The following is a 15,604-nucleotide window of genomic DNA, read 5'->3' as shown; positions in this document are numbered from 1 at the left end:
GCTAAATAAGTAGCCACGTTGCGGTGCCTAAAAAGGCAAAAATACCGACAATATCAGTTACTGTTGTAAGTACAACACTACCGGCAAGTGCAGGGTCTATATTCATTTTTTTCAATAAAATAGGAATACATGCGCCAGCAACACCAGCCACTACAAGGTTCATAAACATTGCAAATGCGAGCACGCCGCCAAGCATAAAATCCCATTGCCAAAGCGCAATTACACTGGCTATAAGTATTGACCAAATAACCCCGTTTAATGCGCCTATCGCCAGCTCTTTAGCCATTAAAAATCGTTGGTTAGTTTGGTTAATATGGCCCACGGCAATACCGCGAATAACCAGAGTTAAAGATTGGCTACCTGCTACACCACCCATTGAGGGCACAATGCCATTGAGTACAGCTAAAATAGGTAATATATCTAAGGTGCTTTCAAAAAAGCTGGCCACAAAGGCGGCAGCTAAGGCTGTGAGTAAGTTAACGCCAAGCCATACTGAGCGTTTTTTTGAGCTTTTTAAAACAGGTGCAAAGGTGTCTTCTTCATCATCAAGACCGGCAAGGCTTAATAAGCTGTGCTCTGCATCTTCACGAATAACATCAACAATATCATCAATGGTGACACGCCCAAGCAAGTGGGCGTTATCATCGACTACAGGGGCCGATATCCAGTTATGGCGCTCAAATAACTGAGCAACTTCGCTTTCATCCATCGAAATAGGGATAGACTCACAGTCTTCATCCATTAAATCTTGAACAATTTTTTCAGGCGGGTTAGTTAACAGTGTGCTAAGTGATAATGCACCTAAAAAACAGTTATGTTTATCAACAACGTATAAATCATCGGTGCCCTCTGGAAGCTCGCCGCGTAGCCTAATATAACGCAGCACAACATCAAGTGTAACGTCTGGGCGAATGGTCACCGTATCGGTGTTCATTAGCGCGCCTGCAGAGCGCTCTTGGTAAGATAAAGCCTGTGTAGCGCGTTCGCGGTCTTGCGTATCCATAGCGCTAACCACATCTTTGTACACGGTGTCAGGAAGGCTACGCAGGACTTCACCTAAATCATCGTGGCCCATATCCTCAGTGGCCGCGGCAATATGCTCAGGTTCCATTTGTGCAATGATACCTAAACGTACATCTTCAGAGAGCTCTTCTAGCACATCCCCTTGCACATCTGGGTCAACCAGTTGCCAAAGCATGCGTCTAATTTTATGCGGAGAGGATTCAAGCAGCAGTGCTGTATCACAAGGTGCTGTTTTTGCTAGCATGCGTCTTACTTGAACAAATTGCCCACTATTAAGTGATTTAGTCACTTGTTTTAGTTGCTGTAGTGGATAGTCTTGTTCAAACGCTTCTGGCATTGGCATCCTAAATATTTTTGTGTAATGGAAAGGTGTTTAGTAAGTGGTTTTGCCCACTGTTATTTTCTTTATTTTTTGTGCTAAACCCAATGCTGGGGCTAAATTAGTGTTTAAAATTAAGTAACCAAATTTAGCAGGGGCATGGCTTTATTACCCTAAATTAAAGCACTAAATTAGGCGAGTCGGAATACCTTAATTTACTAAATCTTTATAGTTTGGCCTGATAAGTCTTTAACTTATAAGGCTATGGTGCTTTAAGTTATTCTTGTTCGTTAAATCGTTGTGCGATTAATTGCCCAACCGCATGCAAAGCTTGCTCTGAATCAGGGCCTTCACAGACTACTTTAACTTCTTTACCTTTACTGCTTTCAAGTAACATTAAAGCTAATACGCTGTCGCCTGCGGCTTCTTTATCATCTTGGTGTAAGGTGATTTTAGCATCAAACTGTACAGCTAATTGCGCAAGGACCGTTGCCGCTCTGGCGTGTAAGCCTAATTTATTTTTTATTAAAAATGTGTCTTCACAGCGCATAAATTACTATACCTAAACTGAACAGGTTATTATTTTAAGGTTACTTTTCTTGCTCACGATGACGAATTTTGACATTCGGATGCGTCATAGCAAAGCTCTCACCAATGGCTTGCGCTAAATAAACCGAGCGGTGTTGACCACCAGTACAGCCAATTGCAATAGTGAGGTAACTACGGTTATTACGCTCTAAGTGTGGCAACCAAGTTTGTACAAAGGTTTGAATTTGCCAAGTGAATTTTTGCACTATGCTGTGATTTGCCAAAAAATCTTTTACTGGTTGATCAAGGCCCGTAAGCGGTTTGAGTTCAGGCTCCCAGTGGGGGTTTGGCAAAAAGCGAGCATCAAAAACATAATCAGCTTCTTTAGGTATGCCGTGTTTAAAGCCAAACGATTCAAACGTTACAATAAGTTGCTTATCTTTTTTACCCAGTATTTTTTCGCGAATTGACTCTGCTAATTGGTGCACACTTAAATCGGTGGTATCTAGCATAAAGTCAGCGCGCGTTACGAGTACATCAAGCAGTTCTTTTTCTTTTTTTATTGCTAAATCAAGCGGCAGTGAATCGATGGATAAAGGGTGTAATCTGCGTGTTTCTGAAAAACGTTTGATCAGTGTTTGATCATCACTATCTAAATAAAACAGTGTGGGTTTAGCAAAGTCAGGAAGGTACTCGAGAATATCGTTAAATTCGTCTTGTTCTTTGGGAATATTACGAACATCTATGCTAACGGCTATTTTGTCATAGTTATCTGAAACACTTCGCACTAAAGAGGGCAGTAGGTTGACCGGAATATTATCTACGCAATAATAGCCTAAATCTTCAACCACGCGTAAAGCAACCGACTTACCTGAACCAGAACGGCCGCTTATGATAATTAACTCCATTTATAGCCCTTAGTATTTACTACGATTGATCAACAATTACTTGATACAGCTCTGCATCGGTTTTAGCACTACGCAGCTGTTTACAAAATTCTTTGTTGCTCAGTTTATCAGCTATGGTTGCCAGAGTCTTTAGGTGCTGTTGGTTATCGCCATCTGGTACGATGAGTGCAACAAAAATATCAACAGGGCAGTTATCAATAGCATCAAAGTTAACAGGAGTGTCGCTAACAAGTACTAAAGCCAGCGGCTCTTCTACGCCACCCATTCTGCCATGAGGAATGGCGATACCCCGGCCAATACCAGTACTGCCTAGCTTTTCTCTGCTTGCCAGCGCATTAAGAATATCTTGTTGTGGTAAGTAGGGGAGCTTTTCATGAGCAAGCTCACTGATAAACTCTAAAATTCTTTTTTTACTACTAAAAAGGACCGCAGCTTTGCTGCAGTCCTGGCATACTAATGTACTTAATTTCATAATATTAGTGTCTAGCAAGCTTCTCTTTATGTTTTATGACTTGACGATCGAGCTTGTCAATCAACGAGTCTATAGCGGCATACATATCTTGGTGCTCTGTTGAGGCAAATAAATCTGCGCCACTTACATGAATAGTCGCTTCTGCTTTTTGGTTGAGTTTTTCTACATCGAGAATGACATGCACATTGCTAATATGATCTGAGTGCCTTTCTAGCTTTGCAAATTTATTATTTACATAGTCTCTAAGTGAATCAGTTACTTCTACGTGACGACCAGTTAGGTTTAGTTGCATAAGCATTTCCTCTTTGTTTTTTACGTCTTATATCAAACTCTTTCTCTGATTTGACGGTGGAATAGCTAGCGATTCACGGTATTTTGCTATTGTGCGTCTAGCTACTTTAATTCCTTGCTCTGCCAATATATCCGCAATTTTACTATCACTCAATGGTTTAGCTGAGTTTTCCGCGGCAATTAGCTTTTTAATTAGGGCACGTATTGCGGTTGATGAACACTCGCCGCCATTTTCAGTGCTTACGTGGCTTGAGAAAAAATACTTAAGCTCAAATATACCACGTGGTGTATGCATATATTTTTGCGTAGTAACACGCGAAATTGTCGATTCATGCATTTCTACCATTTCAGCAACATCGTTTAAAACCATTGGCTTCATGGCTTCGGGGCCATGTTCAAAAAATGCCTGTTGCTGTTTTACAATACAGTTTGTTACCTTAAGCAGCGTGTCGTTTCTGCTTTCAAGGCTTTTTATAAACCATTTAGCTTCTTGTAAGTGAGAGCGAATAAACTGGCTATCACCACTTGATTTTACGGTACGTGACATAGCCGCGTACTGACTATTTACGCGTATTTTTGGCATGCTATCTGGGTTTAGCTCTACCACCCAGCGGCCTTTTATTTTTTTAACCGACACATCTGGTATCACATACTCCGACTCTTCCCTTACTATTGTATCTGCAGGTTTTGGGTTGAGGGTATGTATTAGGGTCATGACCTCTTTAAGCTCGTCTTCTTTAAGCTTAGTCTTTTTCATTAATGTACGATAGTCGCGTGCCGCTAATAGATCAATGTGATCGGTTAAGATCATTTTAGTTTGTTCTATAAAAGGGGTGTCTTTATCAAACTGGTTTAGCTGAATACACAAGCACTCTTGTAAACTGCGCGCGGCTATACCTACAGGGTCAAATAACTGAATACGCTTTAAAACGGCTTCTATTTCATCAAGTTCAACTTCAACTTCGTCATCGTTTTCTTGGTTAAAGCTCTCTAAAATCTCTTCGCAACTTAGCGTTAAAATACCCGAGTCATCTACAGCTTCTACAATGGCAATAGCAATGGCTTCGTCAGTTGGGCTAAAAGGAGTAAGCTGAAGCTGCCACATTAAATACTCATGTAGCGTTTCAGTAGAGGCACCTTGATAAATAGACTCATCTTCCGGCATTGGGCCTGAGGATGCCGCAGGGGCTGCGCTCATGTACTCATCCCAGGTTACATCCATTGCCATATCATCGCTAACGGTGTCTTTATTTAAAGCTTCGCCACTGTCTTGCTCGTACTCGCTGGTTGTACCGTCAGCCGATGCGCTTACGGTTACATCATCCGTATCTGCTTTTTGTTCATTTTTTCCAGCCGACTCTTCCGTGTAATCTTGCTCTTCTACTTCTAATAGCGGGTTGCTATCAAGTGCTTCTTGTATTTCTTGCTGGAGATCCAATGTACTGAGCTGCAGCAAGCGAATCGCTTGTTGCAATTGTGGAGTCATTGTAAGTTGCTGGCCCATGCGCAGCTGTAATGATTGCCTCATGTATCTCTAACAATCCTTTTATGTTGTTATAATTAATATTAGCAGATGCTTGTAGGTGTGGCTTAAATGTTACAGCCTAAATTGCTCGCCTAAATAAACATCGCGTACAGTTTTGTCATTTAATACGTGTTCTGGGGTGCCAGATGCAATTAGCTCCCCATGAGAAACAATGTAGGCTTTTTCACAAACATCAAGGGTTTCTCTTACATTGTGATCGGTAATTAATACGCCAATGCCACGGTTTTTAAGATGTTCTATTATTTTCTTTATATCTAACACTGAAATCGGATCAACACCAGCAAAAGGCTCATCCAATAAAATAAATTTAGGGTTTGCTGCCAGTGCTCTGGCAATTTCTACACGGCGGCGTTCACCACCAGAAAGCGCCATACCTTGGCTATCGCGAATATGCTGAATACTGAATTCATCAAGTAAGTTGTTAAGCGTTTCTTCTCGCGCGGCTTTATTGAGCTCTTTACGCGTTTCTAAAATAGCCATTAAGTTTTGATAAACTGTCAGCTTTCTAAATATTGATGACTCTTGCGGCAAATAGCCAATGCCTAAACGGGCGCGGCTGTGCATAGGTAATAACGTAATGTCGTTATCATCAATAGAAATTTTACCTTTGTCGCTAGGTACTAATCCTACAATCATGTAAAAGGTGGTGGTTTTACCTGCGCCATTAGGGCCCAATAAGCCAACAATGCTGCCGGCTTCTACCTCAAGGCCTACATTTTTTACAACTTGGCGGCCTTTATAGCTTTTTGCTAATAGTTTTGCTTTTAAGGTGCTCATGGTTGACCTTCGTTACCTGTTTTTTCTTTAATTTTTGCTTCAACAGGCACTAAAATTGTGTGGACACGATCCGTAGAGTTTTCGTCTTTTTCTGCGCTAATAAGCTGCTGCTGCATGTCGTAGGTAATACTTTTAGCATTAATTTTTTGACCGGCTTGTGCGACTTCAGCATCGCCAACAAGCGTTAAAAAGCGCTTTGCTACGTCGTAACGTACTTCGTTTGCGCTGGCACTCATTACGGTACCGTCGTCTTGTTTTTCTTCGAAGTAGGCTGGGCTGCCAGTGGCAATAAGGAGTTGTTTGTTATCCCCTAAGTCTTCACGTTTATGTACTTCGAGTCGGTCGGCTGTAATTTTGCGATTACCATGCACAATTTCGACGTTCTTTTCAAAAATACCTACGTTTTCTTTAAGTTGGCCTTCTTGACGGTCTGCACTAATAGAAATTTGATTTGCTGGCGGTTGAGCGGCAGGCTCAGCAGCAGAGGCGCTAAATGCAAGCATTAGCGATGGGATAATAAGTATTTTAGTGAGTTTATTGGTCATAATATATTGTTCGCGTATGGTTAATTAGTTTTATTACTTCGGTTTTTAAATCGGCTTCAAGGCCTTTACCGACAATTTTTAAATTAGGCCCAGTGACAACCACTGGCTGCTCAGAGCGCATTGTTAACGCTTTAATGTCGACTTCGATGTTATCGGCATTGATGTTATCTATCATGGCGTTATCAACTAAATTTTTAGCAACCACATTGCCTTCTAAAATAAGTTGTTTATCTTCGTAAAGCGTTGCTTCGTCTGCATTTATTCGCCATGTTTGTTTTTCGTTATATAAAGTAAAAATAGGTTTTTCAAAAAATGTAAAACCAAGCTGTTGGTACAGCTCCATTTTAGCCGCTGTGACTTTATGGCTTATTTTGCCTTGCTCGTCATAGGCTGTTTGCTTAAGCTCTATAGCGGTGTAATCGGGCTTTGCAATTACTTCAGGTTCTTGCTCTAGCGCTACATTGGTTTGGGTAAAATAAGGGTACCAAAGCCAAACCATACAGCCGATGAATAACGCACTGAGTATAACGCGTGCTGCATTCATGAACTGGTGCCTTGTGTTGTCAGCGCTATGCCATTCTCTAGCATAAGTAAGTCTGTGAGCTCTCTAACGGCGCCAAAGCCGCCAGGCATTTGCGTAGTGTAATGCGATAAGCGCTTAATAAGCGGGTGCGCATCGTTTACTGCAACGGCAAAGCCAACGCGCTCCATTACTGGCATGTCAGGGCCATCGTCGCCAATGTAGGCTATTTGTTCATCAGTTAACTTTAAAGTGTTTTTGAGTTCTTGATAAGCAATAAGTTTGTCTTCTTGGCCTTGATAAATGTGCTGCACGGTTAAGCTGCTCATGCGAGTTTGCACTATTTCTGAGTGACGCCCCGTAATGACCGCAACTTCAAAACCGCTATTGATCAGCGCTTTAATGCCAAAACCATCTTTTGTATTAAATGCTTTTAATTCTTCGCCTTGGTTACCGAGGTAAATTCGGCCATCAGAAAATACACCATCAATATCGCATATGAGTAGTTTTACTTTTTTGGCGCGTGCTTTGGCATCATCGCTTAGCGGTTGATAGAGATCTTCAAATTGCATTTATAATACTCCTGCTTTTAAGAGGTCTTGCATATTTAAGGCGCCTATTGGCTGGTTTTTATCATTGACCACAATTAAACCATTAATACGTTTGTTTTCCATTATGTTTAGGGCTTCAGCTGCAAGTATATCGGCCGTGGCAGTTGTGCATGATTTGGTCATAACCTGGCTAATAGCGGTGCTATGTATATCCACTCTTTGCTCTAAAATACGGCGTAAGTCACCGTCGGTAAAAAGGCCAGCAAGCTGTTGATTGTTATCTACAATAGCGGTCATGCCCAGCCCTTTGGCTGACATTTCTATTAACGCGTCTTTAATTGTTTGCGTTACACCTATAATAGGGGTGTTTGTGCCGCTGTGCATTACATCTTTTAAAGTGAGCAACAATCGCTTACCTAAACTGCCACCAGGGTGAGAGAGTGCAAAGTCATCGGCGGTAAAGCCGCGTGCTTCTAAAAGCGCAACTGCCATTGCATCACCCATTGCTAAAGTAGCTGTGGTGCTTGCTGTAGGCGCTAAACCTAATAAACAGGCTTCTTGTTCTACTTTTATGCATACGTGCACATCGGCAAGTGTTGCCATAGTAGAGAGCGGGTTGCCCGTCATCGATATTACTTTTGCGCCAAGGCGTTTAAGCACCGGAATAATATTAAGTACTTCGCTGGTTTCGCCCGAGTTTGATATAAGCATAACCACGTCATTTTTGGTTATCATGCCTAAATCACCATGGCTTGCTTCGCCTGGGTGAACAAAAAAAGCAGGGCTGCCTGTACTTGCAAGGGTAGCAGCAATTTTATTACCAATATGGCCTGATTTACCCATGCCAATAACAATAATGCGGCCTTGGCAATCAAACATGAGCTGACACGCACTATGAAAGTTTTCGTCAACGTATTGTGTAATATCAGCAAGCGCTTGGCGTTCAATGTTTAATACGCGTAAACCTTGCTCTATAAAATTTAGTTGTGCCATTGTTACCCTACTTGACTAAAAATATAACCTTGGTACGCCAAAAATGCGATGAGTAATAGGCCACCTTCTACTCTATTGATACGCTGAGAACCTCTAAAGTTCAATGACATAATAATAAGCGCAAGCGTAGCACCTAACATAATAAGTATGTCGCGGTTTGCAAGTGACGGGTCAACCACTGATGGGTTAATAATACCTGCAAGTGGTAATACCGCTAAAATATTAAATATATTTGAGCCCACAATATTACCTAGGGCTAAATCATCTTCGTTTTTAAGTACACCCGCTACAGAAGCTGCAAGTTCAGGTAAACTTGTGCCAATGGCAATAATGGTTAAGCCAATTACTAAGTCGCTTAAACCAAAGTATTTAGCAATATCGACTGCTGAACCAACTAAAAAGTGTGAGCTAACAGGTAATAAAACCATGCCGACAATTAGCCATAAAACGGCTTTCTTAGTTGGTACATCGTTAGGAACCTCATCGCAGGCTTCTGAAACGAAAGGGTCATCTTGATTTTTTGCGCGCAAAGAAACCACAATCAAACCGCCAATAAATACAGCAAATGCGACTAGCAACGCCACCCCTTCGGTGAGCGAGAAGTAGTTGTCTGAAAATACATACCACGTAGCCAAGGATACCAGCATAACAAGCGGCATTTCGCGTTTTAAAGTGCTTGATGACACACTCAAAGGGCGTAGCAGCGCAGTAATACCTAACACAAGTAAGATGTTTGTTATATTTGAACCTACCGCGTTACCAACCGCTGTGTCGGTTTTATTTGCCAAAGCAGCCGAGGCCGATACCATCATTTCAGGGGCCGAAGAACCCATAGCAACAACCGTTAAGCCAACAATTAAAGTAGGGACTCCAAAGTTTTTAGCAAGCGCTGCCGCACCGTATACAAATCGGTCGGCGCTCCACACAAGTGCAGCAAAACCAAGAATTAAAATAACAAACGAGGTAACCATTATGTTAAGCCAGATGTTCAAAATACAGATGGCGCGAATAGTAACAAAAGCCAACATGAAAGTATAAGCAAAAGAGCAGGGTCTACTATTGCAGTGCGTGAATTTTATGCGCTTAAGCAAAGGTTAAGGCAATTTACTTCAGCCTTAGAGCGCTTTTTGTAGGCGTATTACAAAATCTTACGAATTGTTTTTTCCATCTTGGCTAAAAAACCCTTAAAATAGGAGCACGAGTGAACATTGTTACGGAGAGCGACTTGTCGCAATCAATAGTAGAAGTCAAGGATGTTAGCTTTTCGCGAGGCGATAGAACCATATATAAAAATATGAGTTTTAGTGTTCCTAAAGGTAAGATAACAGCGATTATGGGGCCAAGCGGAATTGGCAAAACCACAATGCTACGCTTAATTGGTGGGCAGCTTAAGCCTGACGCCGGCGATATTTTATTCGAAGGTGGCAGTATTCCTAGTATGTCGCGCAAAGAGTTATATGCGGCACGAACCAAAATGAGCATGCTGTTTCAAAGCGGTGCGTTATTTACTGATATGTCGGTATTTGACAACATTGCATTTCCTCTGCGAGAGCACACCAAGTTAAGTGAAGCGTTAATTAAACTAGTCGTATTAATGAAACTGCAAGCGGTGGGTTTACGCGGTGCTAAAGATTTAATGCCTTCTGAGCTTTCTGGCGGTATGGCCAGACGAGCAGCACTTGCACGTGCTATTGCACTGGACCCAGAACTTATTATGTATGATGAGCCTTTTGCCGGCCAAGACCCAATATCTATGGGTGTATTGGTAAAGCTTATTAAGTCGTTAAATGAAGTGCTAGGTTTATCATCCCTTATTGTAACCCACGATGTGACGGAGGTAATGAGTATTGCCGATCACGTTATTATTATTGCCGATCAAGGCGTAATAGGGGCAGGGACACCGGATGAAATGCGTAATCATGAATCTCCATTAGTACAGCAGTTTTTAAAAGGGTTATCGGATGGGCCTGTGCCATTTCATTATCCTGCACAAACGTATGCTGATGAGCTGTTAGGAGAAAACGCTTAATGTTGGATTTATTTCAAAAGTTAGGTCATAAAACGCTGGGGCGTTTTGCTGCATTAGGGCGCTCTGCCAACATGCTTTTTAATGCATTGTGGAATGTACCTAACTTTAAAAAAGGCACACCGCTGTTAGTGCGCCAACTTTATATGGTTGGTTCGCAATCATTATTAATTATTATGGTGTCGGGTTTGTTTATTGGTATGGTGCTTGCGCTGCAAGGTTACACTGTATTGGTTGGCTATGGCGCCGAAGACAGCCTAGGCCCATTAGTTGCGCTTAGTTTATTACGCGAACTAGGCCCTGTGGTTACAGCGCTATTATTTGCTGGGCGCGCTGGAAGTGCGCTAACGGCAGAAATAGGTTTAATGAAAGCCACCGAGCAACTCTCTTCACTAGAAATGATGGCCATTGACCCTCTCAAGCGCATTATTGCACCGCGCTTTTGGGCAGGTTTTATTAGTATGCCATTGCTTGCACTTATTTTTTCTGCGGTTGCCATTATCGGTGCTCATTTAGTTGGGGTTGATTGGTTAGGCGTAGATACCGGCAGCTTTTGGTCGATAATGCAATCGCAAGTATCGTTTCAAGAAGATGTATTAAACGGCATGATAAAAAGTTTTGTATTTGCCATGGTAGTGACCTGGATTGCGCTTTATAAGGGCTACGACTGTATCCCAACCTCAGAAGGGATCAGTAAAGCAACAACAGAAACAGTCGTACACTCATCACTGGCAGTATTAGGGTTTGACTTTATTTTGACAGCGGTAATGTTTACCAGCTAATAGGGTATAGATAATGAATTCACGGAAATTAGAGATTTTAGTTGGCTTTTTTGTCGCATTAGGCATTTTAGCGTTTGCAATGTTAGCACTTAAAGTGGCTAATTCGGGTATTAGCGGGTCGGGCGAAACCTACACGCTAAATGCAAAGTTTGAAAATATCGGCTCACTTAAAGCGCGTGCACCGGTAAAAGTAGGCGGTGTAGTGATTGGCCGTGTTGAATCTATTTATGTACACCCACAGGAGTTTTTGCCTGTGGTAAATATGACGATAGATGCACAGTATTTATGTCGTTTTTCAGACACTAGCTCAATCTCAATTTTAACATCGGGTATTTTAGGGGAGCAGTACTTAGGTATTCACCCTGTTATTTCTCCTAATGCAGCAGAGCAGCGCTGTTTAGGTGAAACAGTGACCGAAAACGCACAAGATCAAGCAATCGATGAGTTATTTGGCGTAGAGAGCAAAGCGTTAGGTGATGGTGATTCAATCACAGATACTAAGTCTGCACTTGTTTTAGAAGAGTTAATTGGGCAGTTTTTATTCAACCAAGGTAGTGAGTAATTATTATGTTGAAACAGTTTTTAGCCGTTATTGCACTTGGTGCAACCCTAGCTGTGCAAAGTGTTAGCGCAGCCGAAGTTAAACTGACAGATCCTAACAAAATGGTGCGTCAGGTAGCAGAGCATACATTTGAGCGCATTAAAAAAGATCAACCGCTTATCACTAAAGATAAAGAGCACCTTCGTGTTATTGTAGAAGAAGAGCTGATGCCTTACATAGACTACAAATATGCAGCACTTCGTGTGTTGGGTAGTGAAGTGTCTAAAGTGCGTGCAATTACCGATGAAGCCGAAAAAGCCGAAGCAATTAAAGACATCCAAGAATTTATTGGCGCGTTTAGAGCCTATTTAGTTGCTACTTACGCGGGGGTATTTACTCAATACACTGACCAACATGTAGAATTTGGCGCAGAGCAACCATTTAAAGGCAAAGATGTAGTTGTAGTAAAAACTAAAATTACAGAAGATGGCAAGCCTGACATAAAAATTGATTTTAAAGTGCGTGAAGATCGCAGCGGCGAGTGGCGCGCATACGATATGATTGCAGAAGGAATTAGCTTACTCGATGCAAAACAAAGTGAGCTACAAGGTATTTTACGCCAGCAAGGTATTGCACACGTAAGCAAATTACTAGAGCAAAAGAGCCAGTTACCTGTGCAATTTAGAGGCAACAACAGCAATGACTAAATTGGCAATTAGCCAAGTAGATGAGCAGCACTATAGGGTAAGTGGTGAACTTACCCGCAGCTCAATTGGCAATGAACAGCTTCTGAACGCCAAGTCATTAAGTAAGCATAAAACCATCTATTTTGACCTTTGTGAGGTAATGAGGGTTGACACAGCGGGCTTAGCTTGGTTAATTCACTCTTTTGCTGAATTTAAGCAACAAGGCACACGCCTTGAATTGCAAAATCCACCTGAGCAATTGCAAAATTTAATGCTGTTGGGTCAGGTAACAACTTTATTTGAGTGAGAGTTATGGAAACTAGCCAAGTCGAAACATTATTACGCGACGAACTTCAATTATCTGAAGTAAAAGTAAAAGCCAATGGTAGCCATTATGAAGTAATTGCAGTAGGTGAGTGCTTTGACGGTTTAAGCCGCGTTAAAAAGCAACAGCTAGTTTATGGCCCATTAATGAATACTATTTCAGACGGTACAATTCACGCTGTATCAATTCGTGCATTTACGCCAACTGAGTGGAAGCGTGAACAAAAATTTATTTTACCTCAATAGTTAAGGCCTCTTAATGGATCAGTTTGTAATTCAAGGTGGCACTTCACTTGCGGGTGAAGTAACTATTTCTGGCGCTAAAAATGCCGCATTACCAATTTTGTTTGCCGCACTGCTTGCCGATGGTAAAAGTACATTTACGAATGTTCCTCGCCTTCGCGATATTGTGACCACTGAGGCGCTTTTAAGCACCTTAGGCGCAACTGTAAATTGGCAAGGCGATACACTGTATATTGATGGCGCAACCGTTAATAAAACGCTTGCTCCTTATGATTTAGTTAAGCAAATGCGTGCCTCTGTTTTGGCTCTAGGGCCTTTAGTGGCGCGTTTTGGTGAGGCGCAGGTATCGCTACCTGGTGGCTGTGCTATAGGTGCACGTCCGGTTGATATACATATTCAAGGTTTAGAGCGCATGGGCGCACAAATAAACGTTGAAAACGGTTATATCAATGCAAAGGTAGAAGGCCGCCTTAAAGGCGCTGAAATTTTCATGGAAATGGTCAGTGTTGGCGCAACCGAAAACTTACTAATGGCCGCAGCACTTGCTGATGGTAAAACGGTGCTTGAAAACGCAGCTCGCGAGCCCGAAATTATTGACCTTGCCAATTGCCTAATTGCTATGGGTGCAAAAATTACTGGTGCGGGTACAAGCCGTATAGAAATTGATGGCGTAGAGCGTTTAGGCGGCTGTGAGCACAGCATTTTACCTGACCGCATTGAAACGGGCACTTTTTTAGTTGCAGCAGCGATGGCTGCAGGCGAAGTACTTTGTAAAAAAACAGATTTTCATTCACTTGAGCCTGTTATTGAAAAATTACGTGCCGCGAATGCATTAGTTGAAGTAAACGATGACAGCATTTATTTAGATATGCGTAATCGTGAGCTCAAAGCCGTTAATATTAAAACCATGCCACACCCTGGTTTTCCAACCGACATGCAAGCGCAGTTCACCGCGTTAAATGTAGTGGCTAATGGTAGTGCAACAATTACCGAAACCATTTTTGAAAACCGCTTTATGCACGTACCAGAGTTACAACGCATGGGCGCTAATATTCGTTTAGAAGGGCACACCGCTATTTGTGGTGAAACGCAAAGTTTAAGTGGCGCACAAGTAATGGCAACCGATTTACGCGCCTCTGCAAGCTTAATTTTAACCGGTATTGTGGCGCAAGGTGAAACGGTAGTCGATCGTATTTACCACGTAGACCGAGGCTATCAACGCATTGAAGATAAACTCAGTGGCTTAGGTGCCAATATTAAGCGCAGAAGTAGCTAATACCCATTCGCAATAATATTTATTCGCTTTGAGGTGAGAGCACACTTGCTCCTAAATTAAGCGCGCTGAGTTAAACACAGTTTACTTTAGACATAAAAAAAGGTCGGATACGCGTATTGTTATCCGACCTTTTTATTGCCATTTTGGTTAGAGTTTAGTTTCGAGCTCTGCAACTGTAACCATTATTTTTTCTACTTTACCGTTTCGGTACAGCTCAAATTCTATTTCTTTACCGGGCTGTGTATTGCCTATTTTTTCGAGTACTTTTTGCGGGTTGGCGACACTTAACCCTGCAATTTTAATAACGATGTCTTGCTCTTCAATGCCAGCTTGCCATGCAGGGCCTAATGGGTCTAAATTGGTGATGCGCATACCAGCAACCTCAGTAAGGCTGTCGTTTACCTCTTTGCCCGTGCTATCTACAGCGGTGCCTTCAAAGCCTAAATAGCCACGTACTACACGGCCATGGCGTATTAGCTTTGCCATTACTTCTTTAGCGAGCGAATAAGGAACAGCAAAAAAGATTCCTTGGATATTTAGGTTTTCACGGGTTTTAAATTGCGCAGACGTGATCCCTACTAAGTCCCCATTTGAATTAACCAAAGCACCGCCAGAGTTACCTACATTTATAGCAGCATCCATTTGCAGTAAGTTGTTATAAGGGCTATCGGTAATTTTTTGTTTACCGGTGGCACTAATTATACCTTGGGTGATGGTTTGCCCTAAATTGAGTGGGTTACCAATGGCCAGCACTACATCACCTACACTGGTGGTGTAATTATCGTTTACGGGGATCACCGGCAGGTGGTCGGCGTTAATTTTCAATAAGGCTAAATCGGTAATGGTGTCAAAGCCAATTAACTGCACATCAAAAAAGCGTCGGCCATCGGTTAAAATAACCAAGATTTGATCTGCATTATTTATAACGTGGTAGTTAGTTAATATGTAGCCGTCTTGCGCCATAATTACGCCAGAGCCAAGCTCTTGAACGGTGTTTTGTTGCTTATAGCGAGGCTCTTTAGAAATGCTTTCTGAAAAAATAGTTACTACCGACGGTGCAGCACGTTTAACTGCGTCAGCAAAACTAAGGTGATTTGAGCTCATAGCACTGGGCAAGGGAACATTAGGGAGTAAAGAGGCGCGCATATTAGGGCTGAAAAAAACCACTAAAAAAGCGATACCTAAACCGACAAACAAAGGGGGAAGTACAAATTTTAGTAATTTCAGCACGAGATTCTTATTGTTAGTGAGCA

20 protein-coding genes are annotated in these 15,604 nt (G+C 42.0%); 7 read left to right on the top strand and 13 right to left on the bottom strand.

Annotated elements, in window-relative coordinates:
• Nucleotide 1: 1 nt before the first annotated feature.
• From mgtE to B2R65_RS10325, 12 genes are all read right to left on the bottom strand, one after another.
• A complete protein-coding gene (mgtE, locus tag B2R65_RS10380; RefSeq protein WP_004589080.1) occupies nt 2-1,360 on the bottom strand; it encodes a magnesium transporter in 1,359 nt (452 codons plus the stop codon).
• Nucleotides 1,361-1,619: 259 nt separating this feature from the next.
• Nucleotides 1,620-1,892 (bottom strand): HPr family phosphocarrier protein, encoded by a 273-nt coding sequence (locus tag B2R65_RS10375; protein WP_004589081.1) that lies wholly within the window; start codon nt 1,890-1,892, stop codon nt 1,620-1,622.
• A 40-nt stretch (nt 1,893-1,932) separates the two neighbouring features.
• Nucleotides 1,933-2,778, bottom strand: a complete 846-nt coding sequence (gene rapZ, locus B2R65_RS10370; protein WP_004589082.1) for an RNase adapter RapZ — start codon at nt 2,776-2,778, stop codon at nt 1,933-1,935.
• Between the two features lie 19 nt (nt 2,779-2,797).
• The gene (locus tag B2R65_RS10365) at nt 2,798-3,250 is read right to left on the bottom strand and encodes a PTS sugar transporter subunit IIA (RefSeq protein ID WP_004589083.1); all 453 of its coding nucleotides are present in this window, start codon (nt 3,248-3,250) and stop codon (nt 2,798-2,800) included.
• 4 nt (nt 3,251-3,254) lie between these two features.
• A complete protein-coding gene (gene hpf, locus B2R65_RS10360; protein WP_004589084.1) occupies nt 3,255-3,542 on the bottom strand; it encodes a ribosome hibernation promoting factor in 288 nt (95 codons plus the stop codon).
• Nucleotides 3,543-3,569: 27 nt separating this feature from the next.
• Nucleotides 3,570-5,069, bottom strand: a complete 1,500-nt coding sequence (locus B2R65_RS10355) for an RNA polymerase factor sigma-54 (RefSeq protein WP_273611641.1) — start codon at nt 5,067-5,069, stop codon at nt 3,570-3,572.
• Between the two features lie 69 nt (nt 5,070-5,138).
• A complete protein-coding gene (lptB, locus tag B2R65_RS10350) occupies nt 5,139-5,864 on the bottom strand; it encodes an LPS export ABC transporter ATP-binding protein (RefSeq protein ID WP_273611642.1) in 726 nt (241 codons plus the stop codon).
• Complete coding sequence (gene lptA / locus B2R65_RS10345; protein WP_004589087.1) at nt 5,861-6,409, bottom strand: lipopolysaccharide transport periplasmic protein LptA; 549 nt, start codon at nt 6,407-6,409, stop codon at nt 5,861-5,863. The genes lptB and lptA overlap by 4 nt, the downstream gene beginning before the upstream one ends.
• Complete coding sequence (gene lptC / locus B2R65_RS10340; protein WP_024033332.1) at nt 6,399-6,953, bottom strand: LPS export ABC transporter periplasmic protein LptC; 555 nt, start codon at nt 6,951-6,953, stop codon at nt 6,399-6,401. The genes lptA and lptC overlap by 11 nt, the downstream gene beginning before the upstream one ends.
• Nucleotides 6,950-7,501: a 3-deoxy-manno-octulosonate-8-phosphatase KdsC gene (kdsC, locus tag B2R65_RS10335; RefSeq protein ID WP_004589089.1), complete on the bottom strand. Its 552-nt coding sequence runs from the start codon at nt 7,499-7,501 to the stop codon at nt 6,950-6,952. Before kdsC ends, lptC begins: the two co-directional genes overlap by 4 nt.
• Complete coding sequence (locus B2R65_RS10330) at nt 7,502-8,473, bottom strand: KpsF/GutQ family sugar-phosphate isomerase (protein ID WP_286742322.1); 972 nt, start codon at nt 8,471-8,473, stop codon at nt 7,502-7,504.
• Between the two features lie 2 nt (nt 8,474-8,475).
• Nucleotides 8,476-9,444: a calcium/sodium antiporter gene (locus B2R65_RS10325; RefSeq protein WP_004589091.1), complete on the bottom strand. Its 969-nt coding sequence runs from the start codon at nt 9,442-9,444 to the stop codon at nt 8,476-8,478.
• 254 nt (nt 9,445-9,698) lie between these two features.
• Between B2R65_RS10325 and B2R65_RS10320 the strand changes: the two genes are divergently transcribed.
• From B2R65_RS10320 to murA, 7 genes are read left to right on the top strand one after another with little or no spacing between them, the layout of a single operon-like run.
• A complete protein-coding gene (locus B2R65_RS10320; RefSeq protein WP_004589092.1) occupies nt 9,699-10,502 on the top strand; it encodes an ATP-binding cassette domain-containing protein in 804 nt (267 codons plus the stop codon).
• Nucleotides 10,502-11,281: a lipid asymmetry maintenance ABC transporter permease subunit MlaE gene (gene mlaE, locus B2R65_RS10315; RefSeq protein WP_024033330.1), complete on the top strand. Its 780-nt coding sequence runs from the start codon at nt 10,502-10,504 to the stop codon at nt 11,279-11,281. The genes B2R65_RS10320 and mlaE overlap by 1 nt, the downstream gene beginning before the upstream one ends.
• 13 nt (nt 11,282-11,294) lie before the next feature.
• A complete protein-coding gene (mlaD, locus tag B2R65_RS10310; protein WP_004589094.1) occupies nt 11,295-11,843 on the top strand; it encodes an outer membrane lipid asymmetry maintenance protein MlaD in 549 nt (182 codons plus the stop codon).
• 5 nt (nt 11,844-11,848) lie between these two features.
• The gene (locus B2R65_RS10305; RefSeq protein ID WP_138577854.1) at nt 11,849-12,529 is read left to right on the top strand and encodes an MlaC/ttg2D family ABC transporter substrate-binding protein; all 681 of its coding nucleotides are present in this window, start codon (nt 11,849-11,851) and stop codon (nt 12,527-12,529) included.
• The gene (locus B2R65_RS10300; RefSeq protein WP_138577852.1) at nt 12,522-12,815 is read left to right on the top strand and encodes an STAS domain-containing protein; all 294 of its coding nucleotides are present in this window, start codon (nt 12,522-12,524) and stop codon (nt 12,813-12,815) included. The genes B2R65_RS10305 and B2R65_RS10300 overlap by 8 nt, the downstream gene beginning before the upstream one ends.
• 5 nt (nt 12,816-12,820) lie before the next feature.
• Entirely contained in the window at nt 12,821-13,078 is a 258-nt protein-coding gene (locus B2R65_RS10295) for a BolA family protein (RefSeq protein WP_004589097.1), read from the top strand.
• A gap of 13 nt (nt 13,079-13,091) precedes the next feature.
• Complete coding sequence (gene murA / locus B2R65_RS10290; protein WP_004589098.1) at nt 13,092-14,351, top strand: UDP-N-acetylglucosamine 1-carboxyvinyltransferase; 1,260 nt, start codon at nt 13,092-13,094, stop codon at nt 14,349-14,351.
• Nucleotides 14,352-14,498: 147 nt separating this feature from the next.
• On the opposite strand, the gene B2R65_RS10285 is transcribed toward murA, so the two are convergent.
• Complete coding sequence (locus B2R65_RS10285) at nt 14,499-15,581, bottom strand: trypsin-like peptidase domain-containing protein (protein ID WP_264390548.1); 1,083 nt, start codon at nt 15,579-15,581, stop codon at nt 14,499-14,501.
• Nucleotides 15,582-15,604: the final 23 nt, after the last annotated feature.

Origin of the sequence: Pseudoalteromonas sp. UBA2102, assembly GCF_002331165.1 — a bacterium.
Taxonomy (GTDB): domain Bacteria; phylum Pseudomonadota; class Gammaproteobacteria; order Enterobacterales; family Alteromonadaceae; genus Pseudoalteromonas; species Pseudoalteromonas atlantica.
This window is presented reverse-complemented; position numbering and strand designations above follow the sequence as displayed.

What these genes read in the sequence shown, in the direction of transcription:
- mgtE (WP_004589080.1), bottom strand. Translation starts at nt 1,360, where the DNA reads ATGCCAGAAGCGTTTGAACAAGACTATCCACTACAGCAACTAAAACAA.
- B2R65_RS10375 (WP_004589081.1), bottom strand. Translation starts at nt 1,892, where the DNA reads ATGCGCTGTGAAGACACATTTTTAATAAAAAATAAATTAGGCTTACAC.
- rapZ (WP_004589082.1), bottom strand. Translation starts at nt 2,778, where the DNA reads ATGGAGTTAATTATCATAAGCGGCCGTTCTGGTTCAGGTAAGTCGGTT.
- B2R65_RS10365 (WP_004589083.1), bottom strand. Translation starts at nt 3,250, where the DNA reads ATGAAATTAAGTACATTAGTATGCCAGGACTGCAGCAAAGCTGCGGTC.
- hpf (WP_004589084.1), bottom strand. Translation starts at nt 3,542, where the DNA reads ATGCAACTAAACCTAACTGGTCGTCACGTAGAAGTAACTGATTCACTT.
- B2R65_RS10355 (WP_273611641.1), bottom strand. Translation starts at nt 5,069, where the DNA reads ATGAGGCAATCATTACAGCTGCGCATGGGCCAGCAACTTACAATGACT.
- lptB (WP_273611642.1), bottom strand. Translation starts at nt 5,864, where the DNA reads ATGAGCACCTTAAAAGCAAAACTATTAGCAAAAAGCTATAAAGGCCGC.
- lptA (WP_004589087.1), bottom strand. Translation starts at nt 6,409, where the DNA reads ATGACCAATAAACTCACTAAAATACTTATTATCCCATCGCTAATGCTT.
- lptC (WP_024033332.1), bottom strand. Translation starts at nt 6,953, where the DNA reads ATGAATGCAGCACGCGTTATACTCAGTGCGTTATTCATCGGCTGTATG.
- kdsC (WP_004589089.1), bottom strand. Translation starts at nt 7,501, where the DNA reads ATGCAATTTGAAGATCTCTATCAACCGCTAAGCGATGATGCCAAAGCA.
- B2R65_RS10330 (WP_286742322.1), bottom strand. Translation starts at nt 8,473, where the DNA reads ATGGCACAACTAAATTTTATAGAGCAAGGTTTACGCGTATTAAACATT.
- B2R65_RS10325 (WP_004589091.1), bottom strand. Translation starts at nt 9,444, where the DNA reads ATGGTTACCTCGTTTGTTATTTTAATTCTTGGTTTTGCTGCACTTGTG.
- mlaE (WP_024033330.1), top strand. Translation starts at nt 10,502, where the DNA reads ATGTTGGATTTATTTCAAAAGTTAGGTCATAAAACGCTGGGGCGTTTT.
- mlaD (WP_004589094.1), top strand. Translation starts at nt 11,295, where the DNA reads ATGAATTCACGGAAATTAGAGATTTTAGTTGGCTTTTTTGTCGCATTA.
- B2R65_RS10305 (WP_138577854.1), top strand. Translation starts at nt 11,849, where the DNA reads ATGTTGAAACAGTTTTTAGCCGTTATTGCACTTGGTGCAACCCTAGCT.
- B2R65_RS10300 (WP_138577852.1), top strand. Translation starts at nt 12,522, where the DNA reads ATGACTAAATTGGCAATTAGCCAAGTAGATGAGCAGCACTATAGGGTA.
- B2R65_RS10295 (WP_004589097.1), top strand. Translation starts at nt 12,821, where the DNA reads ATGGAAACTAGCCAAGTCGAAACATTATTACGCGACGAACTTCAATTA.
- murA (WP_004589098.1), top strand. Translation starts at nt 13,092, where the DNA reads ATGGATCAGTTTGTAATTCAAGGTGGCACTTCACTTGCGGGTGAAGTA.